Below are 22,316 nucleotides of genomic sequence, written 5' to 3' on the forward strand. Positions count from 1 at the left end.
TACTTTTGCATTTCGAAATAATTTACCATAAAATATGCAAACTAGTTTAGAAAAAGCTGTAATAAAAGGATTCAAAGAAATTTATGATGTTGAAATTAATTCTGTTGAATTTCAAGCTACTAGAAAAGATTTTGAAGGAGATATCACAATTGTAGTTTTTGCGTTTTTACGCTATGTAAAAGGCAATCCAGAAGCTATTGGAACAAAAATTGGAGCATATTTAAAAGAAAATGTTGCCGAAATTTCTGATTTTAATGTAGTAAAAGGTTTTTTAAACTTAGTAATTTCAGATACTTTTTTTATATCAGACTTTAACAAAATAAAAAATAATGCCTCTTTTGGAATTGTAGCAACTAACCCAAATGAGAAAGCTGTAATGGTGGAATATTCTTCACCAAACACTAACAAACCTTTACATTTAGGTCATATTAGAAATAATTTATTAGGATATTCGGTTGCTGAAATTATAAAAGCTTCCGGTAAAAAGGTTTATAAAACTCAAATTATTAATGATCGTGGTATTCATATTTGCAAAAGTATGCTGGCTTGGCAACGTTTTGGAAATGGTGAAACTCCAGAATCTTCAGGTTTAAAAGGTGATAAATTAGTTGGTAATTATTATGTTGCTTTTGATAAGGCTTATAAAGAAGAAATTAAACAATTAATTGCCCAAGGAAAAACGGAAGAAGAAGCCAAAAAGCAAGCGCCAATTTTAATAGAAGCACAACAAATGTTGCTAAAATGGGAAGCTGGAGATGAGGAGATCGTTACACTTTGGAAAACCATGAACCAATGGGTTTATAAAGGTTTTGATGAAACCTATAAAGAGTTAGGTGTTGATTTTGATAAAAATTATTATGAAAGTAATACCTATTTATTAGGAAAAGATATTGTTGCTGAAGGTTTAAAAAAGGGCATTTTCTATAAAAAAGAAGATGGTTCTGTTTGGATAGATTTAACCGAAGAAGGTTTAGATGAAAAAATAGTATTACGTTCTGATGGAACTGCCGTTTATATGACACAAGATATAGGAACTGCCATTGAACGTTTTAAAGATTTTGACTTAAACGAATTAGTATATACGGTTGGAAATGAGCAAGATTACCATTTTAAAGTGTTGTTTTTAATTTTAGAAAAACTAGGTTTTGAATGGGCTAAAAACTGTTATCATTTATCGTATGGAATGGTAGATTTACCAAGCGGTAAAATGAAATCGAGAGAAGGAACTGTGGTAGATGCAGATGATTTAATGTTGGAAATGACAGATACAGCCAGAACCATATCTCAAGAATTAGGAAAACTAGAAGGTTATTCAACCGAAGAAAAAGAAGGATTGTATAAAACTATAGGATTGGGTGCTTTAAAATACTATATCTTAAAGGTAGATCCTAAAAAACGAATTATGTTTGATCCAGAAGAATCTGTTGATTTTGCTGGAAATACAGGTCCGTTTATACAATATACCTATGCAAGAATTCAATCCATTTTAAGAAAAGCCGATTTTGATTATGCTAAAGAAATTTCGGGAATTGAATTACATCCTAAAGAGCGAGAATTAATTAAACAAATACAATTATTCCCTGAAGTAGTTCAGAATGCAGCCAGCAACCATAGTCCTGCTTTAATTGCAAATTATTCGTATGATTTGGTGAAAGAATACAATTCATTTTACCAAACTGTGCCAATCTTAGGCTGTGAGAACTTAGATGAAAAGATTTTTAGAACGCAATTATCTAATAAAGTAGCTGAAATTATAAAATCAGCCTTCAAATTATTAGGAATTGAAGTTCCTGAAAGAATGTAAAGTTAATTTCAGTTGAAATCTTTAGTATCGATTTTAAAAAAGAAAAATAAAATAAGTAAATTTGCTGAGTAAAATCAGTTATCAAAATTAGAAAATCAAAAAACATGAAATACGACGTTATTATAATTGGTAGTGGTCCTGGAGGATATGTTACAGCTATTAGAGCATCTCAACTTGGTTTTAAAGTTGCTGTTATTGAAAAAGAAAACTTAGGTGGAATTTGCTTAAACTGGGGATGTATTCCAACAAAAGCATTATTAAAAAGTGCTCAAGTTTATGACTATTTAAAACATGTTGATGAATATGGTTTAAAAGCCGAAGCTATTGATAAAGATTTTGAAGCTGTTATAAAACGTAGTAGAAATGTAGCAGAAGGAATGAGCAAAGGAGTTCAATTCCTTATGAAAAAGAATAAAATTGATGTCATTGATGGTTTTGGTAAAATTAAACCAGGTAAAAAAGTGGATGTTACTGATGCTGATGGTAAAGTAACTGAATACAGCGCGGATTATATTATTATTGCAACTGGTGCTCGTTCTCGTGAATTACCAAACTTACCACAAGATGGCAAAAAAGTTATTGGTTACAGACAAGCAATGACCTTGCCTAAACAACCTAAAAAATTAATTGTTGTAGGTTCTGGTGCAATTGGAGTAGAATTTGCACATTTCTATAACTCAATGGGAACTGAGGTTACTATTGTTGAATTTTTACCAAATTTAGTTCCTTTAGAAGATATTGATGTTTCAAAACAATTTGAGCGTTCTTTCAAAAAATCTGGAATTAATGTGATGACAAATTCTTCTGTAGAATCTGTAGACACTTCAGGAAAAGGTGTAAAAGCTGTGGTAAAAACTAAAAAAGGTGAAGAAATTTTAGAGGCTGATGTTATTTTATCTGCTGTTGGAATTAAATCTAACTTGGAAGGAATTGGTTTAGAAGATGTTGGAATTGTGGTTGATAGAGATAAAATATTAGTAAACGATTATTACCAAACTAATATCCCTGGATATTATGCTATTGGCGATGTGGTTCCTGGTCCTGCATTAGCGCACGTTGCTTCTGCTGAAGGAATAACTTGTGTTGAAAAATTAGCTGGAATTCACACAGAGCCAGTAGATTATAAAAATATTCCTGGTTGTACGTATGCAACTCCAGAAATTGCAAGTGTTGGTTTAACAGAAGCCAAAGCAATTGAAGAAGGTTATGAAATTAAAGTTGGAAAATTCCCGTTTTCAGCATCAGGTAAAGCAAAAGCAGCTGGAACTCCAGATGGTTTTGTAAAAGTTATTTTTGATGCCAAATACGGAGAATGGTTAGGTTGCCATATGATTGGTGCTGGTGTAACTGATATGATTGCAGAAGCTGTTTTAGGTAGAAAATTAGAAACAACAGGACATGAAGTGTTAAAAACAATTCACCCACACCCAACAATGAGTGAGGCTGTAATGGAAGCTGTTGCTGATGCTTATGGTGAAGTAATTCATTTATAAAAATTCTAAATACATTTTAAAAGTCCGAGTTGAAAAACCCGGACTTTTTTATTTAAATTAACTACTGATTTTGTTGATTTTTATTATTTCAGTATATTTGAAAAAACTAAGAATTAAAACAATCAATTAAAAATTACCATGAAAAAACTACTACATATTTTATTACTCTTTTCATTAGTACTTTCGGTCTCTTGCAAAGAAAATAGGCCTAAAACACTTCCTAGTAATAACACTTCAATAAAAACAACCAAGCATTATATTTGTGCCAATAAATGTGAAAATAGTGGAGGTGATGCTGCAGGAAATTGCCCTACATGTAAAACACCATATACACATAATCAAGCATTTCATAATGACGAATTTTTAAAAAGCGGCCCTATAAAAGTAGAAAGTAATACGCCTTTACCAAACGCCAATAGCAACTCAACAAATACTGCTGTTGTTGAACCTGCACAAAATGCGAAAGGAGTATATCATTACACGTGTAAAAACGCTTGTTATGGTGGAGCTGGAACAGCTACAAACTGTGCTTCTTGTGGGGAAGTTTTAGAGCATAATGTAGCATATCACAATTAATATTTAAAAATACTATGGGATTTTCATTTTCAAACTTATTAAAATCAAAAAAAGAACCTATTTCTAACCAACCATTTCCGAAAATTAATTTTGAAGGTGGAACAAAATATGCTGAAAATGAAACCTGTGATGTATATTTAGATTTTGAAGAACTGGGTGGTTTCCCATTTATAAAAACTATTCTAATTGGTGATTTTCCAGTTAAAATTAAACGTGTTGGATGTACTTTAACTTTTCATTTTGAAAAAGATTCGTTAACTATTCATTCTGACAATACAGATATTGAATCTAATTCTATAAAAAAAACACCTTTTCATGTTTCTGAAATAGATTTTGAAGTGGATGAAAAAGATGCAGCTAAAATAAAAAACAATGCTGTTTTACGTATTGAATATGAATTTAAAAATGAAACGTATTCATTTAAAACTATTTGATAAATTAATTAATATTCAATAACACTAAACGTTAAATCTAACGGATTTAAAGCATCAAACAACATAGGAATTAAATCTTCACCTAGTTCTAAATAAAACTCCGAAAAATTTCGAGTTCGTTCTTCTAAACTTTTGCTTGGAAATAAATCGTTCTGTAAGATGGTTAAACGTGAAACTTCATCAGATAATTTACGTTTTTGTGCTTTTAATAAACGTTTCTCTAAATTATTTAATCCTTTTAACTGCTTATTTTCCTGAGCATTAACTGCACCAATAAAAGAAACATCCGTTTGTTTCGCTAATGCTTTCAAAGCTATAAATTGTTCTTGTAAAAAGAGCTTTTGATTAGAAAAATCAATATTAATTTCAGAAATTTCTTTTACTTTTTTATCAATTAAATCAGCTTGTTTCAAAAATAATTCTTCTAAAGAAACATGTAACTTTTGAGCTTTCTCAACTTGCTTTTCAGTAATTAACAGCGCTGAATTACGAAGCAACAATATTGGAAATGGTGTATGAATAGCCTTAAAATAATCTTTTAACTGAAACCAATACGCTAACTCTCCTCCTCCACCTATATAACATAAATTTGGCAAAATAGTTTCCTGATACACTGGTCTCATGATAACATTTGGACTAAATTTTTCAGGATTATTTTCCAATTCCATTACAATTTCATCTTTAGTAAAAGTGATATCTGTGCTATTAATTTTAAAGCTATTATCTTCAAAAATAATGCGTTCACGCAAGTTATTTGTTAAATAAAATAGATTTATTTCTCTTGGATTTACTTGAATTTTATAATTTTCACCAAGTTTTGCACTTGTTGCAGTAACTTTATTAAATGAAGTTGCATTCAACAATTCATCTTTTACAATAGGTGTAAATTGTTTTTTCAAACTTTTGTCGTCACCATCAATAATTACCAACCCAAATTCACCAAAAAGTTTATTTACCAAATAGCGTGTAGCATCAGTTAAATTTTCATGATTTAGATAAGCTTCTTCAAATAAACTTTTTAAATAATTAGCATTTCTTGTGGAACCTAAATGTTTTGAAAATTCACTAAAAACTTCATCAAATCCATTTGTTTTTAAACGCCCTACTGCTCCACTACTTTCTCTGTTCCAAACAACTTTTTTGCCTTTAAAATTAAAATAGTTAATCTCATCAAAATCGTGATCTTCCGTTGCCATCCAATACACAGGTACAAAATTATTTTCTGGAAATTCTTTCGTTAATTGTTTGGTTAAATTTATGGTTGAAACTATTTTATACAAAAAATACAACGGTCCTGTAAAAATATTTAACTGATGACCTGTAGTAATTGTATAGGAATTCTGTTGATTTAACGCATTTATATTTGAATTCGTTAATTCGCTAATTGAAAATTTTGAATATTGATTTTTAAGCGCCTTTACTAAAGTACTTCGGCTCAAATCTGAATCAACATTAGAGTTTTCTCTTAATTTAAGTTGATTTTTAAACCCTTCTAGGTCTGGATAATTCCCATAAAAACTTGATAACTCAGACTTTTTATCTAAATAATCATTCATCAATTTTGAAAAATAACCTGTTTTTTGAAATGGAATTGAATGTACTTTCATTAATTTTTATGCTGTTCGTTTAAATAATGAATATACATATTCTCTTGTATTTCCTGACGGTTGAGTGTATGTATAATTAAATGATTTTAATAACTGAAAATTGTTACCTAACTTATTTTGAAACATTTCTACATTGTAATTTACCACATTTAATCCACAGCACTTTTTAGCCCCTTCTAAATTAAATTGGGCCAAAATTACAAAACCATCAACTTTAACCGCTTTATTTATTAGGTTGAAATATGCTTTTTGTTGATTTTCTTCTGTAAAAAAATGAAGCACTGCCCTATCATGCCACAAATCAATATTTTTCAAATTCAATAATTCTGTTGGCTTTGTTAAATCATCAACAATAAATTGAACCTTTGCATCTTTATTTGCAGTTAAACTATTTTTTAAATCTGTTAGTGCAGAAGCTGCAATATCATTTACAATTATATTAGTATATCCATTTTCTAACAATCTATTAATTAACGTTGTAGCTCCTGCTCCTGCATTAAAAATTAATGCATCATTTGGTAAATTGCATTCATTAATTAATTCTAAAGATTGCATTGGATTTTCTTCATACCAACCTAAATTTTCAGTAGGTGTTTTTAAATATGCATTGTTCCAATGCGCTTCAAAATTGTAAGAATCATCATTCATTTTTGAGTTGTTTTTTTTATAAATGTAGTCAATTTAGGCTGTTTGTCGAAATCTGGTAAAATATCTAACAAATATTTAACGAATATTTTTCGGTATTAAATCGATGTACCAAAAACTGGTATCCCAATTTGTATTTTCATCTTTAGAATACTCTTTTTTAGTCTTTTCACCAATTACAAATTCAATTGGATACTTAAAAATTGGACCGTCATATACAAAAGTATGAAATTCTCCATTTTCACCACAAACATCCACATTTTCAGGTAAATCATTTATAAAATCTTCATCTAGTTCTCTTCCTACAAATGTTTCATCTAAATAATTTAAATTTACACTTACCGTAATTGCTTTAAAGCCCAATTTAATAAATTCAGTCATCAATGCTTTAGAATCTCTTTTCCAAAGTGGAAAAACTCCTTTTAAATTCACTTCTGCTAATTTTTGTTCTCTATAATTTTTTAAATCTTCTAAAAAAATATCACCAAACACCGAATATTCATATCCTTCAGAAACTAATTGATTCATACTTTTTTTCATAATTTCACCGTATAAATCCATAGAAACTTCTTCTGGAAAATAAATTTTTTCTAAAGGTAAACCAATACTTTTTGCTTGCTGATTTAGTAATTCTTCCTGAACGCCGTGCATAGAAACTCTTTCAAAACTTTTGTTTACAGAAGTTACCAATTTTTGAATTGAATAATTTTTATCGTTTAAAATAGTGAACAATGCTAATGCAGAATCTTTTCCTGTGCTCCAATTAAAGAATGCTTTTTTCAAAATATATTTTTTTTGCAAAAATAGGCTATAATAACTTTTTGAAATTAATTTCTATGATTTTATTTAAGTACTTTTGACTTTCAAAATTTTATTTTTCTATGAAAAAACTACTTATTTCAATTATTTTTCTTTTAACAATAGGAATTTCAGCAACTAAAGCACAACAAATTGTTTCTCCATCAGAATTTTTAGGCTATGAATTAGGATCTCGTTTTACTAACCACCTTAAAATTGTTGATTATTTCTCTTATATAAGTGCTAATTCTAGCAATGTAATTGTTGAAAAATATGGGATGACAAATGAAAACAGGCCGTTGTTTATCTCTTATATTTCTTCTGAAGAAAACATAAAAAACTTAGAACAAATTAGACAAGATAATTTAAGTAGAACCAAAATTTCAAATGGAAATATACCAACTAAAATATCAATAGTTTGGCTCAGTTATAATGTTCATGGAAACGAAGCTTCCAGCACAGAAGCCTCAATGGCAACGCTATATAAACTAATTACAGAAAATAAAGATTGGTTGCAAAATACTGTAGTAATTATTGATCCTTGCTTAAATCCTGATGGAAGAGATCGCTATGTTAATTGGTTTAATCAAGTTAAAAATACGCCCTACACTGCAAATCCTGATGCTATTGAACATAACGAGCCTTGGCCTGGCGGAAGACCAAACCATTATTTATTTGATTTAAATAGAGATTGGGCTTGGGCAACACAAGTAGAAACACAACAACGAATAAAAATTTATAATAAATGGATGCCACAAATTCATGTAGATTTTCACGAACAATTTGTGAATAATCCTTATTATTTTGCACCAGCTGCAGAACCTTCACATGAAATAATTACCAATTGGCAAAGAGAATTTCAAAGTGAAATTGGGAAAAATCACGCAAAATATTTTGATAAAAATGGGTGGCGTTATTTTACCAAAGAAGCGTTTGATTTATTGTACCCTAGTTATGGCGATAGTTATCCAATGTTTATGGGTGCTATTGGAATGACCTACGAACAAGCAGGACACGGAAAAGCTGGTTTAGGAATACTTATAGAAAATAATTCAGAACTAACTTTAAAAGATAGAATTGAACACCATACTACAACTGGTTTATCTACTATCGAAATGGCCGCTAAAAATACTTCTAAATTGATTGCTGAATTTGAAAAGTTTTTTGATAATTCAAAAATGGAAGTTAAAAATTACATTTTAAAAGGTGATTTTTCTAAGATCTCAAGTTTAACCAAATTATTAGACCAACACGAAATTAATTATTTTTCGGCGAAAGAAAATACTGTAAAAGCATATGATTATTATTCTAAAAACACTAAAAATATACAAATTACCAAAAACGATTTAATTGTTCCTACAAACCAACCAAAAGGTAAAATGATGAAGGTTTTATTTGAACCAGAAACTAAACTAATGGATTCATTAACCTATGATATTACCGCTTGGAGCTTACCTTTTGCTTATGGATTACAAGGTTTTTCTACCAATAGTGAATTAACAACTTCAAAATTTTTAAGTGAAGAAAATAAAAAAACAAATACTGTTGAAAATGCCTATGCCTATATACATAAATGGAATGCCATTTCTGATGCCGCTTTTTTAGGAACATTAATAACTCATAAAATAAATGTCCGTTATAGTAATGCTGATTTTTCAATTGAAGGAAATAATTACACCAAAGGAAGTTTAGTTATTCTAAAAAATGACAATGAACATCTTGATAATTTTAATAAGCTAATTAACACAATTTCAACAAATTTAAATGAAACTATAACAGCAGTTTCCTCAGGTTTTGTTGAATCTGGTTTTGATTTTGGCTCTTCAAATTACACATTTATAAAACCAAAAAATGTGGTGTTATTATCTGGTGAAACCATTTCTCCTTATAGTTTTGGAGAAGTTTGGCACTTTTTTGAAACACAGTTAAAATATCCGGTTACTGTTTTAAATAGTTCCTCTATTGGTAGCGTTAATTTATTAAAATATAACGTGCTTATTTTACCTGAAGGTTATGCTGCAAAAAATGAAGAACTAGAAAGCATCACTGAATTTACTAAAAATGGTGGAAACGTAATTGCTATTGGTAGTGCTCTTAACAATTTTTCAGACAAAAAAGACTTTTTATTAAAAATGAAAAAGGACACAATTACTGATAAAAAAACACCAAATTTAGTTCCGTTTAAACAGCAAGAAAGAAACTACTTAAACAACATTATTACGGGTAGTATTTTCAAAAGTATAATTGATACTACTCACCCATTAGCCTTTGGCTACGATTCTTTTTATTATAGTTTAAAATTAAGTGGAACCTCCTATAAATTATTTAATGAAGGTATAAATGTTGGCTATTTCCCGGAAAATGCAACTAACATTTCTGGTTTTGCGGGTTCTAAAGCGCTAAAAGATATTTCTAATTCTTTATTATTTGGAATTGAAAATAAAGGAAAAGGACAACTTATTTATATGGTTGACAATCCATTATTTAGATCGTTTTGGGAAAATGGAAAACTATTTTTTGCAAATGCAGTATTTTTAAACTAAACAAAAAAAGCGAGCTAATGCTCGCTTTTTTTGTTTCTATATTTCTTAAACCGGCTCGCCGTATAAGTCAAATTCCGTAGCTTCTGTAATTTTTATATTGGCAAATTTACCAACTTGCACATAATGTTTTGTGGCATCAATTAAAACTTCATTATCAACATCAGGTGAATCAAATTCGGTTCTTCCAACAAACATATTTCCATCTTTTCTATCGATAATTACTTTAAATGTTTTTCCAATTTTCTCCTGATTTAAATCCCAAGAAATTTGACTTTGTAATTCCATAATATCATTTACACGTTGTTGTTTTATCTCTTCCGGAACATCATCTTCTAAATTTGCTGCGTGTGTATTTTCTTCATGTGAATACGCAAAAGCACCCAAACGTTCAAATCGCATTTCTTGTACCCAATCTTTTAATTCTTGAAAATTCTCTTCAGTCTCACCAGGATAACCAACAATTAAAGTGGTTCTAATAGCCATATTTGGAACCGACTTTCTGAATTCTGCAATTAAATTAGTTGTTTTTTCATGTGACGTTCCTCTTCGCATAGACTTCAAAATGTCATCATTTATATGCTGTAAAGGAATATCTAAATAATTACACACTTTTGGTTCATTATGAATTACTTCCAACACATCTAAAGGAAAACCTGTTGGAAATGCATAATGTAAACGAATCCATTCAATTCCATCAATTTTAACCAATTCTTTTAACAAATCTGCCAATGCACGTTTTTTATAAATATCTAAACCGTAATAGGTTAAATCTTGCGCAATTAAAATAAGTTCTTTAATTCCTTTTTTTGCCAATTTAGTAGCTTCAATCACCAAATTTTCTATTGGTGTTGAAACATTTCCACCACGCATTAAAGGAATGGCACAAAAAGAACAAGGTCTGTCACAACCTTCAGCAATTTTTAAATATGCATAATGGGTTGGTGTTGTTGTTAAACGCTCTCCTATTAATTCGTGCTTGTAATCTGCATCTAAAACTTTTAATAAATTAGGCAAATCGTGCGTTCCAAAATACTCATCAACATTTGGAATTTCTTTTTGCAAATCCGGCTTGTAACGCTCACTTAAACAACCACTTACATAAACCCTATCTACTTCTCCTAATTCCTTTTTATTTACATAATGTAAAATAGTATTGATAGATTCTTCCTTAGCATCTCCAATAAAACCACACGTATTTATTACAACAATGTTTCCGTCATCATTTTCATCTTCGTGAACCACATTTTTGTTATTAGCTTTTAATTGTCCCATTAAAACTTCACTATCGTAAACGTTTTTAGAACATCCTAATGTTACTACGTTAATTTTATTTTCTTTCTTAGATTTTGTACGCACAAATTTTGTATTTTGAATTATATTTTTGCAAAAGTAATCAAACCTTTTTAAATAAGTTTAGTCTAATTATAAACACCAATATTTTAACTATTTATCTATGAAGAAAAACATGACAATTTTAATCCTAATTATTGTTTTTTTATCCTGTTCTACAAGTGATGAATCGTCAGAAGCAAACCAATCACTTTATTTTCCGCCAATTTCAGGAAGCACTTGGGAAACAATTTCACCTTCTGAATTAAATTGGAATGAAGCTGAAATTGAACCATTACTCAACTATTTGGAAGATAAAAACACAAAATCGTTTATAATTTTATACAATGGACGGATTGTTATTGAAAAATATTTTGGTGATCATTCCGTATCAAAACCGTGGTATTGGGCAAGTGCAGGAAAAACGTTAACCTCAATTATGACAGGTATTGCAGAAGAAAAAGGTCTGTTAAATATTAATAATAAAGTTTCAAACTATTTAGGAACTGGATGGACAAGTGCGCCAATTGCAAAAGAAAATTTAATCACTTGCAAACATTTATTAACTATGACATCTGGTTTAGATGATAACTTAGGTGATAATGTTGACACAACAAATTTACAGTACTTGGCAGATGCTGGAGAAAGATGGGCTTACCATAATGTGTATGTAAAATTACAAGCTATTATTGAAGTAACTTCACAACAAACATTCTCCACTTTTTTTAATACAAACTTGAGAGATAACATTGGAATGACAGGAACTTGGTTGCAAACTGGTGATTTTAGTGTTTATTATAGTACTGCAAGAAGTATGGCCAGATTTGGATTATTAGCTTTGAATAATGGAACTTGGAACAATACAAAAATTGTAAACGAAAACTTTTTTTTAAATTCTGTGAATACATCACAAAATATAAATCTGGCATACGGATATTTATGGTGGTTAAACGGAAAATCAAGTTACCATTTACCACAGTCTCAATTTGAATTTCAAGGAAAATTAATTCCAAACGCACCAAATGATATGTACGCAGCTTTAGGAAAAAATGACCAAAAAATATACGTGGCACCAAGTAAAAAGCTGGTAATTATTAGAATGGGTGATAGTGCTGATGAGACAAATTTTGCCCTTTCTAATTTTGATAATGACCTTTGGGCTAAAATTAATTTAGTTATAAATTAACCAACTATTTATAATTTTTAGGTTGTTTTCTAACTTTTGAAAGTTGCTCAAACGCATAACCCATTTGCAATAATTTTTGCTCTTGAAAAGGTTTGGCAATAAATGTTAAACTTATTGGTTCACCTGATTTTTCATACCCCATTGGAACAGCTAAACAAGGATATTTGGCTACAGCGGCAAAACCTGCATGATAATTATTAATAGACAACACCGCATCTAAATTTAAAGAATCCATTGGTTCATTAAAAAATTGTTTGCCAGTTGCATTTAAATTACTTTTTATAACTTCAAGTTCAGCGATTGTTGTAGAATCTTGCACAATTCCTTCAAATAATTGTTGCCCATAAGGAGCTCTTTGTAATGAATCTTTTAAATTAATTTGAATAATATCTTCAATAGATTTTATTTTTAAATTTTTATCGGCACATGCACTTAAATATTTTGGCAAGTCATATTTCATATCAATATTTAACAAGGTTAAAAAACCATCTAATTGCAATTTAAGTGGTTCAAAATCAACTATTACGGCTCCAGCCTTTTGTAATAAATCAACATTTTTTTTGTAAATAGAATCAGACATAAGATCTTTTATCACTCCTAGCCTTCTCCCTTTAATAGTGGCTGATTTTAAATCTTTTATATAATCTACTGTAACATCAACATTTAACGTTGTAACATCTTCATTATCAACACCTGTCATGGCTGCTAAAAAAATAGCATTATCAATCACACTTTTTGTCATTGGTCCAGGCGTATCCAATGTACTAGATATAGGTACAATTCCTGTTCTGCTTAACAAACCAATAGTAGGTTTTAAACCAACAACAGAGTTTTTGCTTGAAGGTGATAATATTGAACCAGATGTTTCTGTTCCAACTGCAGCTACTGCATAATTTGCAGCAACACTTACACCACTTCCAGAACTAGATCCACCAGTTTCAAACAATTTTCTTCCATATGGATTTAATGTTTGTCCACCAACAGCACTATACCCAAGCGGACAACCGTCACAAAAATAATAGGCCCATTCACTTAAGTTTGCTTTACCCAAAATTAAAGCGCCGTTATCCTTTAACTTTTTTACAATAAAAGCATCATCCGTAGTACTATTTTCTTTTAATGCAAAAGCACCAGCGGTAGTAGGCATTCCAATAGTATTTATGTTATCTTTCAATAAAATTGGCAAACCGTATAATGTGTATTTTATGTCCTTAGGTTTGTTTTTATCTTTAGTTCGTGCTTCAGCAACAATGTTCGGATTTAATGAGATAATACTATGCAATACTAAATCATTTGAACTTTCAAACTTTCTAATTCTGTATAAATAGAAAAGTACAATTTTTTCGTAGGATAAAATACCATTCGAAACTGATTCCTGAATGGACGGTATATCTTTTTCAATAATATAAGGAAGTAAATTCTGATATTCTTTTTCAGAAAAATAAGCCAAATCATTTTCAAAAGGTTTAAAAACAGCATTCATATCTAAATATTTAGACTGAATCAATTTAAATTTCATTCTTTCTATTTCATGATTTTGTTGTTTAGCAATTTCAGAGGACTCATCAACTTTGTTAAAAATAACAGGTAGTTCTCTTTGTTTACATGAAATTGATAAAAATAAGATCGCCACAATTAAAAATATATGTTTCATTTTAAATAATTTAACATTAAAGATAAAAAAAAGACCTTTAATGTTTTACAAAAAAGGTCTTTTTAAAATTTTAATTTATTATTAGTTGAAAAAAGAATCTACAAATTCAATTTTATTAAATACTTGTAAATCATCAATTTTTTCACCAACTCCAATATATTTTACTGGAATTTGAAACTGGTCTGAAATACCAATAACAACACCACCTTTTGCGGTTCCATCTAATTTTGTAACTGCTAATGAAGTAACCTCTGTTGCTTTTGTAAACTGTTTAGCTTGTTCAAAAGCATTTTGACCAGTTGATCCATCTAATACCAATAAAACTTCATGTGGAGCATCTTCAACAACCTTTTGCATTACACGTTTAATTTTTGTTAACTCATTCATTAAATTAACTTTATTGTGTAGTCTTCCAGCGGTGTCAATTATAACAACATCAGAATTTTGCGCAACTGCTGATTTTAAAGTATCAAAAGCCACAGAAGCAGGATCACTTCCCATTTCTTGACGAACAATAGGAACTCCTACTCTATCTGCCCAAACTTGTAATTGATCAATTGCAGCTGCTCTAAAAGTATCAGCAGCTCCTAAAACTACTTTTTTACCATTTTTATTAAACTGAGCTGCTAATTTTCCAATAGTGGTAGTTTTTCCTACACCATTTACACCAACAACCATAATAATATACGGTTTTTTATTAGCTGGAATTACAAAATCTGTCTCATTCCCAACATTTGTTTCTGCTAATAATCCAGCAATTTCTTCCCGAAGAATTTTATTTAGCTCGTCTGTTCCTAAATATTTATCTTTAGCAACACGAGCTTCAATTCTTTCAATAATTTTTAAGGTTGTATTTACGCCAACATCCGATGAAATTAAAATTTCCTCTAAATTATCTAATACATCATCATCAACTTTTGTTTTACCAGCAACCGCTTTTGATAATTTAGAAAAAAAAGAAGTTTTACTTTTTTCTAAACCTTTATCTAAAGATTCTTTTTTCTCTTTAGAAAATATTTTTTTGAATAAACTCATTCTTTACAATTTATGGTATAAATATAAAAAAGAAAAGCTACTCTCTATTATGAAAGTAGCCTTAATATTTTAAAATGAACAATTTTTATTTTTTGCTCAAAAATTCATTTACGTTTGCAGGATCTAAGATTGTCTCAACAAATGAATACGCCCCTGTTTTAGGAGATTTCACCATTTTAATAGCTTTAGTTAATCTTTTTGCTCCAGTCTGTAATGATGCTACTGCTTTCTTTGCCATAATCCTATATTATTTAATTTCTTTATGAACTGTCATTTTCTTCATGATAGGATTGAATTTTTTAATTTCCATTCTATCAGGAGTATTTTTTTTATTCTTAGTTGTAATATATCTTGAAGTTCCTGGTAAGCCAGAAGCTTTATGCTCAGTACACTCTAATATTACCTGAATTCTATTTCCTTTAGTCTTTGCCATTTCCTAATAATTATTTTTTATAAAAACCATTATCTACTGCTTTTTTCATAACAGCTGTGATTCCTAATTTATTAATATTCTTTAAAGCAGATGTGGAAATCTTTAACGTTACCCATTTATCTTCTTCAGGAATATAAAAACGCTTTTTAATTAAATTAGCGTCAAATTTTCTTTTAGTTCTATTCATGGCGTGTGAAACATTGTTTCCAACCATTGCTTTTTTTCCAGTAAGTTCACAAACTCTTGACATATTTCTGTACCTTTATTTAGTGTTTTCTCAAACGAGATGCAAAATTAGAATATTCCTTCTAAATACACAAACTTATTTTACTAGTTTTTTAAAATTTCTTTTCTAATCATTTCAAAAGCTTTATTTGTTGCTCTTTCAATTACCTTTTCGCGTGGCTTTCCAAAAAAATATTCTTCAGAATAAACTGCTGAAGGTGTTGCTATTGCAATAAAAACTGTACCTACTGTTGTATCGGTAATATCTGTTGTTGGACCTGCATTTCCTGTGGTTGCAATTGCATAGGTAGTTTGGTACTTTTGTTGAATTCCTTGGGCCATTGCTTCTGCTACTTGACAACTAACTACCGAAAACTCATCGATTAAACGCTTATCAACTCCTAATTCATTTATTTTTACACTTGCATTATACGCAATTATTCCACCAATAAAATATTTAGAAGCTCCTGGAATCCCAGTTATTCTTTTGCAAATTGATCCTCCTGTACAACTTTCGGCAATTGCTATTGTTTGTTTTTTCTCTTGTAACAATTTACCAATGGAAACTTCAATAGTTTCATCTTCATCAAAACCAACTATAATATCGGAAATTATAGTTGTTAATTTCCCTACTTCATTTTTTACCGCATTATCCAAAACTTCTTTACAATTTCCTTTTGCAGATAATCGCAATCGAACATTTCCAAAAGATGGCAAATAGGCTAATTTTATAAATTTCGGCAAATTATTTTCCCAATCCTCAATTCTTTCAGCAACCATGCTTTCTCCCATTCCATAGGTTAAAATAGTTTTATGTACTATAAACGGTAATTTAAAAGTTTGCTGAATTTTAGGTAATACACTTAAACTCATTAGAGTTTTCATTTCAAATGGCACACCAGGCAAAGAAATTACAACTTTATGATTGCTTTCAAACCACATTCCAGGTGCTGTTCCAACAGTATTAAATAAAGGTGTGCATTTTGATGGAACCAACCCTTGATTTTTATTTACCTCTGTAAACGGATAATTTATTTTAGCGAACATGGTACGTATCTGTTCTACAATTTCAATATTTAATACTAATTTATCGTTAAAGTATTCTGCCAATGTTAATTTTGTGATATCATCCTTTGTTGGCCCTAAACCTCCTGTTAGTATAACAATATCTACTTTAGATTGTGCATTTTCAATAGCTTCTAAAATATGGTTTTTATCATCTTGAATTGATGTAATTTGATATATTGAAACGCCTATTTTATTTAATTCAGTTGCTATAAATTTTGAATTTGAGTCTAAAATTTGCCCAATTAAAATCTCATCACCAATTGTTATTATTTCTGCTAACATTTATTTTATAATATTTTATGATAAAAGTACAAATTACTACGCAACCTTTTACTACAATTTACATCTTGTAAATAAGAAAAAGCTAAAACCCTTTACGCTATGATAACTACTAACGAAATGAGCGATAAAGAACTTTTAAAACAAATTGAAAATTGTTCTTTAGATCCAAATTTATTCACCCACGAAGTTTTATTAAGAATGTCGTGGATTTTAATTAAAAAATATGGTTTGGAAATCGCTATTAATAAAAATTGTGAGATTAAAGAAAATTATTTTAAAAATGCTTTAAACAGCAATAAATTTAATTATACCTTAACAAAAGCATATACTGAAATTACAAATCATTTTATGGTAAATTCCTCTGCTAAAACTTTTGAAAAATTATTGAAAGAATTTCCAAGATTACAATATAACTTTAAAGATTTGGTAAAAACTCATTTTGGATACAACATTTTAAAAGAGCACAGAAAAGAAGAACCAAACATACCGAGACCTATATTATTTACTTTTTAATGAAAAAACTCCAAATATAGAATTTGGAGTTTTTTTTTATTTTACTTTTATTTCAAAAGCCTTTTGACCGTTAATTGTTCCTATTAGAATATCATTTTCAGACACTTTACCAACACCTTCTGGCGTTCCAGTAAAAATAACATCTCCTTTTTTTAAGGTAAAAAACTGAGAAACATAAGAAATTAACTCATCAACTTTCCAAAGCATCATTTTTGAATTTCCCTTTTGAACAATTTCTTCATTTTTTTGAAGTGTAAAATTCAAATCTAATAAATTACCTAATTCCTCTTTTGGAAAAAATTCACCAATAACAGCACTTCCGTCAAAGGCTTTGGCTTTTTCCCAAGGCAACCCTTTATCTTTTAAGTTATTTTGTAAATCACGAGCTGTAAAATCGATTCCTAATCCAATTTCATCATAATATTTATGTGCAAATTTTTCCTCAATATATTTACCAACTTTATTAATTTTAACCAAAACCTCCACTTCATAATGAATGTCATTTGAAAATGGCGGTATAAAAAAAGGTTGATTTTTTGCTAAAATTGCAGAATCTGGCTTTAAAAATATAACCGGTTCTTTTGGTTTTTCGTTTTGTAATTCTTCTATGTGTTTGGTATAATTTCTACCAATGCAAATTATTTTCATCGTACCGTTTTTAATATTTTAAGGAATCCATTTTTTTTCGAAATTTGGCTTACGTTTTTCTAAAAAAGCATTTCTACCTTCTTTAGCTTCATCCGTCATATATGCTAAACGGGTTGCTTCGCCGGCAAAAACTTGTTGTCCAACCATTCCATCATCCGTTAAATTCATAGCGAACTTTAACATTTTTATAGACGTTGGAGATTTTGCTAAAATTTCTTGCGCCCATTCATAAGCTGTATTTTCTAATTCATCATGCGGAATTACAGCATTTACCATTCCCATTTCAAAAGCTTCTTGAGCAGAATAATTTCTTCCTAAGAAAAATATTTCACGTGCTTTTTTCTGTCCAACCATTTTAGCTAAATACGCAGAGCCATAACCACCATCAAAACTAGTGACATCTGCATCGGTTTGTTTAAAAATTGCGTGTTCTTTACTTGCCAAAGTTAAATCGCAAACCACGTGTAAACTATGTCCGCCACCAACAGCCCAACCTGGAACAACCGCAATTACGGCTTTTGGCATAAAACGAATTAAACGTTGCACTTCTAAAATATTCAATCTATGGTAACCATCTTCACCCACATAACCTTGATGTCCGCGTGCTTTTTGGTCTCCACCGCTACAAAAAGAATACACACCATCTTTTGTTGAAGGTCCTTCTGCAGACAATAAAACAACTCCTATAGAAGTATCTTCACCAGCATCATAAAAAGCATCATATAATTCTTTGGTAGTTTTGGGTCTAAATGCATTTCTAACATTTGGTCTATTAAAAGCAATTCTGGCAACACCATTACATTTTTTGTAGGTGATATCTTCAAATTCCTTTACTGTTTTCCAGTTTATTTGATTCATTTCATTTAAATTAGTTTGGTAAAAATAATGGATTTTAATGGTAAAAAAAACTATCTTTTAAAACTTCCTAATTATACAACTAAAACTAATAAATTATGCTATTAATTAAATTAGTAATTTTGTTACTTAAATAATATTTTACAATTAAATTGCTATTTATTTTTTACAAGAAATATGAACAACATCATGAATTTAGACTTAATTTAGATAGGTGATTGTTTACTAAAAATTATAATTATGAAAAAAATACTTTTTCTTTCTTTCTTTTTAAGTTTCACTATTTTGTCTTTCTCACAGGACATTCAACTTAAAAAATTCAATTCAAAAATGCTAAATAACGAGCGTTATTTAAAAATTTATGTACCACCAAGTTACGCTATAGATTCTACTAAATTATACCCTGTAGCAATTATTTTAGATGCTGAATATTTGTTTGATGTTTATGTTGGAAATGCTATTTTATTTGCAAATAAAGATGAAGCTCCTGAACAAATTATAGTTGGAATTAATCAAAATTATTACGATGAAAGGTATAAAGATTGTTCCTACCTAAAAGAAAATAGCTTGCCTACAGAAGAAGGTGCTAATTTTTACAGATTTATAAGTGGAGAACTTTTTCAATATTTAGAAGAAAATTATAGAGTTTCGCCTTTTAAAACAATTGTTGGTACTACTTTAACTGCCAATTTTACAAATTATTTTTTAATTGAAGAATTACCAAGTTTTAACGCATTCATTAACATAAATCCATATTATGCTTTGGATATGCCACTATTGATTCACCAAAAAGCACAAAGTTTAAAAACTGAAAATATTTATTATTACCTATCAAATGGTAAAAATAATTCGGAAAAAATACAAACAACTATTAATGAAACAAAATCGTTATTAGACAGTGTACAAAACCCAAAATTTAAATATAAATATGAAGCATTTAACAACAATGCAACCGCAACAATTGGACAATCTATAGCAAGTGCATTAGCAAGTATTTTTGAACTATACTCTCCAATCTCATCCGATGAATTTGAAAAAAACGTGAAACATTTATCTCCTGCAGATGCCATTGCTTATTTAGAAAATAAATATGTTGAAATTGAGTATTTATTTGGAAGTAATTTAAAATTACGACAAAAAGATATTTTTGCAATAGAAGCAATAATTTTGGATAAGGAAAATGGCGACTATTTAAAAAACTTTGGTGAAATGATTAATAAACTATACAAAGATTCACCAATTGGCGATTATTATATTGGCCGATATTATGAAACCGGAAAAAAGTACAAATTAGCCCTTAAATATTATAAAACAGGTTATATGAAATTACCTGAAGGAGATCCAAATGCCGATGGATATTATGAAAATATTGAACGTGTTTTAAATAAAAGAGATGGCATTATTGATGATTCCGAAACTGAAAACGATGAACAAAAACAATAAATTTAAATTAAATAACTACAAATGAGACAACTAATATTAATTTTCATTTCCATTTTATTAACAGCAACTATATATTCACAAGAAGACGCTGTAGTTAAAGTAAATATTCCTACGCAACAAAAATACCAATTCACTCCTGTTATTGATATTGAAGCTTCGGCAATAAAAAATCAAGGAAATACTGGAACATGTTGGAGTTTTTCTGCTTCCTCTTTTATTGAATCAGAAATTTTAAAAAATACGGGACAAATGATTGACATTTCAGAAATGTACAATGTACGTGAAACATATCCTGCTAAAGCTTGGAATTATGTAATGCGTCAAGGTAAAATTCAATTTAGTGAAGGCGGTTTGGCTCATGATGTTTTAAATTCTATAAAATTAAATGGGTTAGTTCCTGAAAGTGCTTTCAGCGGATTAATGACAGCTTCAACTTCCTATGACCATTCTAAAATTGTTCCAGAAATTCAAGTAATTTTAGATGATTACATTAAAAATGATAAAAACTCTAAATACCCATATTGGAAAAAATCTGTTGATTCAATATTAGACTTACAACTTGGAAAAATACCTGAAACTTTCAGTTATAATGGGCGTACGTATACTCCAAAAACATTTTTAGAAATGACAAAATTTGAAACTTCTAATTATGTTACGCTAACTTCATTTTTAAACGAACCTTTTAATTCTCAGTTTGTATTAAATATTCCTGATAATTTTTCTAATGGCCTTTTTTATAACATCACTTTAAATCAGTTGGTAGATGTAGTTGATAATGCGCTAAAAAACGGTTATACCTTAGCCTTGGATTGTGATGTTTCTGAAAAAACATTTTCCTCTAAATGCGGTGTTGCAATTGTTCCAAAAAAATTAGATGATCAAGAGAAATGTTTAACTTATATTGTTGAAGAAAGCGAAATTTCTCCAGAATTTAGACAACAAGAATTTGAAAACTTCAACACAACAGATGATCATTTAATGCATATTGTTGGATTGGTAAAAGACCAAAATAATAATGAGTATTATAAAGTGAAAAACTCTTGGGGAACCGCTAGTGACAGAATTGGAAACGACGGATATGTTTATATGAGTAAACCTTTTTTTAGATTAAAAACTATATCTGTGATGGTGAATAAAAAAGCTTTAAGTGAACCTTTAAAAAAAGATTTAAAAATTTAATAAGCGAGGGTTGTCTGAAAAGACTAAATTTTGATAACCTGAACTTTTTTCAGGTTATCAAAATTAATTGAGAATCTGCATAATGAGATGCTGAAACAATTTCAGAATGATTATTCTCAAAATTTTTTAAACAGTTTTTATTTATTGTAAAGAAGTAGAACGAATTCCTTCATCTTCAATAGTAATTAGCTTTTGCTTAAACAATCCACCAACAGCACTTTTAAATGCTTTTTTGCTCATATTTAATTGATACTTAATTTCATCAGGTGAACTTTTATCATTTAATGCAATAAAACCTTCTTGTTTTTTTAAGGCATTTAAAATAATAATTTCATTTTTAACTATTGTTTGTTTAAATCCAACTGCTTGCAGACTTACATCAATTTTTTCATCATCACGAATTTTCTTAACATAACCTACTAGATTTTGTCCTTCTTCAATTTTTTGAAAGAGTTCATTTTTATAAAGTAACCCTTCATAAGCTCCTTCTACCAAAACTGTAAATCCAATACCAGTATTACGTACCACTAATAAATCTACTTTATCTCCTACTTTTAAATCCATTT

Annotated in this window: 22 protein-coding genes; 9 read left to right on the forward strand and 13 right to left on the reverse strand. The window is 29.3% G+C overall.

Annotation, left to right across the window (positions count from 1 at the left end; all coding sequences use genetic code 11):
- The first annotated feature begins 34 nt into the window (after nt 1-34).
- From argS to JEY78_RS07720, 4 genes are all read left to right on the forward strand, one after another.
- Nucleotides 35-1,804, forward strand: coding sequence for an arginine--tRNA ligase (gene argS, locus JEY78_RS07705; protein ID WP_291849073.1), 1,770 nt, complete (start codon nt 35-37; stop codon nt 1,802-1,804).
- A 104-nt stretch (nt 1,805-1,908) separates the two neighbouring features.
- Complete coding sequence (gene lpdA / locus JEY78_RS07710) at nt 1,909-3,297, forward strand: dihydrolipoyl dehydrogenase (RefSeq protein WP_291849076.1); 1,389 nt, start codon at nt 1,909-1,911, stop codon at nt 3,295-3,297.
- A 138-nt stretch (nt 3,298-3,435) separates the two neighbouring features.
- Nucleotides 3,436-3,873, forward strand: coding sequence for a hypothetical protein (locus JEY78_RS07715; protein ID WP_291849079.1), 438 nt, complete (start codon nt 3,436-3,438; stop codon nt 3,871-3,873).
- A gap of 14 nt (nt 3,874-3,887) precedes the next feature.
- Nucleotides 3,888-4,307, forward strand: coding sequence for a hypothetical protein (locus JEY78_RS07720; RefSeq protein ID WP_291849082.1), 420 nt, complete (start codon nt 3,888-3,890; stop codon nt 4,305-4,307).
- Between the two features lie 8 nt (nt 4,308-4,315).
- Here the strand turns inward: JEY78_RS07720 and bshC are convergent, their stop codons facing one another.
- The 3 genes from bshC to JEY78_RS07735 all read right to left on the reverse strand — a co-directional run bounded on the left by bshC (nt 4,316) and on the right by JEY78_RS07735 (nt 7,342).
- Complete coding sequence (gene bshC / locus JEY78_RS07725) at nt 4,316-5,914, reverse strand: bacillithiol biosynthesis cysteine-adding enzyme BshC (protein ID WP_291849085.1); 1,599 nt, start codon at nt 5,912-5,914, stop codon at nt 4,316-4,318.
- A 6-nt stretch (nt 5,915-5,920) separates the two neighbouring features.
- Nucleotides 5,921-6,562 carry a class I SAM-dependent methyltransferase gene (locus JEY78_RS07730; RefSeq protein WP_291849088.1) on the reverse strand — a complete coding sequence of 214 codons (642 nt, stop codon included), beginning with the start codon at nt 6,560-6,562 and terminating at the stop codon, nt 5,921-5,923.
- A 75-nt stretch (nt 6,563-6,637) separates the two neighbouring features.
- Nucleotides 6,638-7,342: a diphthine--ammonia ligase gene (locus tag JEY78_RS07735; RefSeq protein WP_291849091.1), complete on the reverse strand. Its 705-nt coding sequence runs from the start codon at nt 7,340-7,342 to the stop codon at nt 6,638-6,640.
- A gap of 98 nt (nt 7,343-7,440) precedes the next feature.
- On the opposite strand from JEY78_RS07735, the gene JEY78_RS07740 reads away from it, so the two are divergent.
- Nucleotides 7,441-9,900 (forward strand): M14 metallopeptidase family protein, encoded by a 2,460-nt coding sequence (locus JEY78_RS07740; protein WP_291849094.1) that lies wholly within the window; start codon nt 7,441-7,443, stop codon nt 9,898-9,900.
- A 45-nt stretch (nt 9,901-9,945) separates the two neighbouring features.
- On the opposite strand, the gene rimO is transcribed toward JEY78_RS07740, so the two are convergent.
- A complete protein-coding gene (gene rimO / locus JEY78_RS07745) occupies nt 9,946-11,256 on the reverse strand; it encodes a 30S ribosomal protein S12 methylthiotransferase RimO (protein ID WP_291849097.1) in 1,311 nt (436 codons plus the stop codon).
- 97 nt (nt 11,257-11,353) lie between these two features.
- Between rimO and JEY78_RS07750 the strand changes: the two genes are divergently transcribed.
- Entirely contained in the window at nt 11,354-12,415 is a 1,062-nt protein-coding gene (locus JEY78_RS07750; protein WP_291849100.1) for a serine hydrolase, read from the forward strand.
- Between the two features lie 4 nt (nt 12,416-12,419).
- Here JEY78_RS07750 and JEY78_RS07755 read toward each other — a convergent pair whose 3' ends face one another.
- The 6 genes from JEY78_RS07755 to JEY78_RS07780 form a co-directional block, all read right to left on the reverse strand.
- Nucleotides 12,420-14,069 carry an amidase family protein gene (locus JEY78_RS07755; protein WP_291849103.1) on the reverse strand — a complete coding sequence of 550 codons (1,650 nt, stop codon included), beginning with the start codon at nt 14,067-14,069 and terminating at the stop codon, nt 12,420-12,422.
- Between the two features lie 81 nt (nt 14,070-14,150).
- Nucleotides 14,151-15,104 carry a signal recognition particle-docking protein FtsY gene (gene ftsY / locus JEY78_RS07760; RefSeq protein WP_291849107.1) on the reverse strand — a complete coding sequence of 318 codons (954 nt, stop codon included), beginning with the start codon at nt 15,102-15,104 and terminating at the stop codon, nt 14,151-14,153.
- Nucleotides 15,105-15,189: 85 nt separating this feature from the next.
- Nucleotides 15,190-15,342: a DUF4295 domain-containing protein gene (locus JEY78_RS07765; RefSeq protein WP_291849110.1), complete on the reverse strand. Its 153-nt coding sequence runs from the start codon at nt 15,340-15,342 to the stop codon at nt 15,190-15,192.
- Between the two features lie 9 nt (nt 15,343-15,351).
- A complete protein-coding gene (gene rpmG, locus JEY78_RS07770; protein ID WP_090221834.1) occupies nt 15,352-15,537 on the reverse strand; it encodes a 50S ribosomal protein L33 in 186 nt (61 codons plus the stop codon).
- 10 nt (nt 15,538-15,547) lie between these two features.
- Nucleotides 15,548-15,787: a 50S ribosomal protein L28 gene (gene rpmB / locus JEY78_RS07775; protein WP_291849117.1), complete on the reverse strand. Its 240-nt coding sequence runs from the start codon at nt 15,785-15,787 to the stop codon at nt 15,548-15,550.
- Between the two features lie 80 nt (nt 15,788-15,867).
- Nucleotides 15,868-17,112 (reverse strand): competence/damage-inducible protein A, encoded by a 1,245-nt coding sequence (locus JEY78_RS07780; RefSeq protein WP_291849120.1) that lies wholly within the window; start codon nt 17,110-17,112, stop codon nt 15,868-15,870.
- A gap of 99 nt (nt 17,113-17,211) precedes the next feature.
- Here JEY78_RS07780 and JEY78_RS07785 point away from each other — a divergent pair, with 99 nt between their 5' ends.
- Nucleotides 17,212-17,625: a hypothetical protein gene (locus JEY78_RS07785; RefSeq protein ID WP_291849123.1), complete on the forward strand. Its 414-nt coding sequence runs from the start codon at nt 17,212-17,214 to the stop codon at nt 17,623-17,625.
- A 36-nt stretch (nt 17,626-17,661) separates the two neighbouring features.
- On the opposite strand, the gene JEY78_RS07790 is transcribed toward JEY78_RS07785, so the two are convergent.
- Nucleotides 17,662-18,273 carry a fumarylacetoacetate hydrolase family protein gene (locus JEY78_RS07790; RefSeq protein WP_291849126.1) on the reverse strand — a complete coding sequence of 204 codons (612 nt, stop codon included), beginning with the start codon at nt 18,271-18,273 and terminating at the stop codon, nt 17,662-17,664.
- Between the two features lie 18 nt (nt 18,274-18,291).
- Complete coding sequence (locus JEY78_RS07795) at nt 18,292-19,131, reverse strand: 1,4-dihydroxy-2-naphthoyl-CoA synthase (protein ID WP_291849128.1); 840 nt, start codon at nt 19,129-19,131, stop codon at nt 18,292-18,294.
- Nucleotides 19,132-19,368: 237 nt separating this feature from the next.
- Between JEY78_RS07795 and JEY78_RS07800 the strand changes: the two genes are divergently transcribed.
- On the forward strand, nt 19,369-20,571 hold the full coding sequence (locus tag JEY78_RS07800) for an alpha/beta hydrolase-fold protein (protein WP_291849131.1): 1,203 nt from the start codon (nt 19,369-19,371) through the stop codon (nt 20,569-20,571).
- A gap of 21 nt (nt 20,572-20,592) precedes the next feature.
- Complete coding sequence (locus JEY78_RS07805; RefSeq protein ID WP_291849134.1) at nt 20,593-21,750, forward strand: C1 family peptidase; 1,158 nt, start codon at nt 20,593-20,595, stop codon at nt 21,748-21,750.
- Nucleotides 21,751-21,891: 141 nt separating this feature from the next.
- On the opposite strand, the gene JEY78_RS07810 is transcribed toward JEY78_RS07805, so the two are convergent.
- The gene (locus JEY78_RS07810) at nt 21,892-22,314 is read right to left on the reverse strand and encodes a DNA-binding protein (RefSeq protein ID WP_291849137.1); all 423 of its coding nucleotides are present in this window, start codon (nt 22,312-22,314) and stop codon (nt 21,892-21,894) included.
- Nucleotides 22,315-22,316: the final 2 nt, after the last annotated feature.

The organism is Lutibacter sp. (assembly GCF_016342705.1).
Taxonomy (GTDB): Bacteria; Bacteroidota; Bacteroidia; order Flavobacteriales; family Flavobacteriaceae; genus Lutibacter.

Excerpts from the sequence above, each read along its gene's own strand:
- argS (WP_291849073.1), top strand. The coding sequence starts at position 35 with ATGCAAACTAGTTTAGAAAAAGCTGTAATAAAAGGATTCAAAGAAATT.
- lpdA (WP_291849076.1), top strand. The coding sequence starts at position 1,909 with ATGAAATACGACGTTATTATAATTGGTAGTGGTCCTGGAGGATATGTT.
- JEY78_RS07715 (WP_291849079.1), top strand. The coding sequence starts at position 3,436 with ATGAAAAAACTACTACATATTTTATTACTCTTTTCATTAGTACTTTCG.
- JEY78_RS07720 (WP_291849082.1), top strand. The coding sequence starts at position 3,888 with ATGGGATTTTCATTTTCAAACTTATTAAAATCAAAAAAAGAACCTATT.
- bshC (WP_291849085.1), bottom strand. The coding sequence starts at position 5,914 with ATGAAAGTACATTCAATTCCATTTCAAAAAACAGGTTATTTTTCAAAA.
- JEY78_RS07730 (WP_291849088.1), bottom strand. The coding sequence starts at position 6,562 with ATGAATGATGATTCTTACAATTTTGAAGCGCATTGGAACAATGCATAT.
- JEY78_RS07740 (WP_291849094.1), top strand. The coding sequence starts at position 7,441 with ATGAAAAAACTACTTATTTCAATTATTTTTCTTTTAACAATAGGAATT.
- JEY78_RS07750 (WP_291849100.1), top strand. The coding sequence starts at position 11,354 with ATGAAGAAAAACATGACAATTTTAATCCTAATTATTGTTTTTTTATCC.
- JEY78_RS07755 (WP_291849103.1), bottom strand. The coding sequence starts at position 14,069 with ATGAAACATATATTTTTAATTGTGGCGATCTTATTTTTATCAATTTCA.
- ftsY (WP_291849107.1), bottom strand. The coding sequence starts at position 15,104 with ATGAGTTTATTCAAAAAAATATTTTCTAAAGAGAAAAAAGAATCTTTA.
- JEY78_RS07765 (WP_291849110.1), bottom strand. The coding sequence starts at position 15,342 with ATGGCAAAGAAAGCAGTAGCATCATTACAGACTGGAGCAAAAAGATTA.
- rpmG (WP_090221834.1), bottom strand. The coding sequence starts at position 15,537 with ATGGCAAAGACTAAAGGAAATAGAATTCAGGTAATATTAGAGTGTACT.
- rpmB (WP_291849117.1), bottom strand. The coding sequence starts at position 15,787 with ATGTCAAGAGTTTGTGAACTTACTGGAAAAAAAGCAATGGTTGGAAAC.
- JEY78_RS07780 (WP_291849120.1), bottom strand. The coding sequence starts at position 17,112 with ATGTTAGCAGAAATAATAACAATTGGTGATGAGATTTTAATTGGGCAA.
- JEY78_RS07785 (WP_291849123.1), top strand. The coding sequence starts at position 17,212 with ATGATAACTACTAACGAAATGAGCGATAAAGAACTTTTAAAACAAATT.
- JEY78_RS07790 (WP_291849126.1), bottom strand. The coding sequence starts at position 18,273 with ATGAAAATAATTTGCATTGGTAGAAATTATACCAAACACATAGAAGAA.
- JEY78_RS07795 (WP_291849128.1), bottom strand. The coding sequence starts at position 19,131 with ATGAATCAAATAAACTGGAAAACAGTAAAGGAATTTGAAGATATCACC.
- JEY78_RS07800 (WP_291849131.1), top strand. The coding sequence starts at position 19,369 with ATGAAAAAAATACTTTTTCTTTCTTTCTTTTTAAGTTTCACTATTTTG.
- JEY78_RS07805 (WP_291849134.1), top strand. The coding sequence starts at position 20,593 with ATGAGACAACTAATATTAATTTTCATTTCCATTTTATTAACAGCAACT.
- JEY78_RS07810 (WP_291849137.1), bottom strand. The coding sequence starts at position 22,314 with ATGGATTTAAAAGTAGGAGATAAAGTAGATTTATTAGTGGTACGTAAT.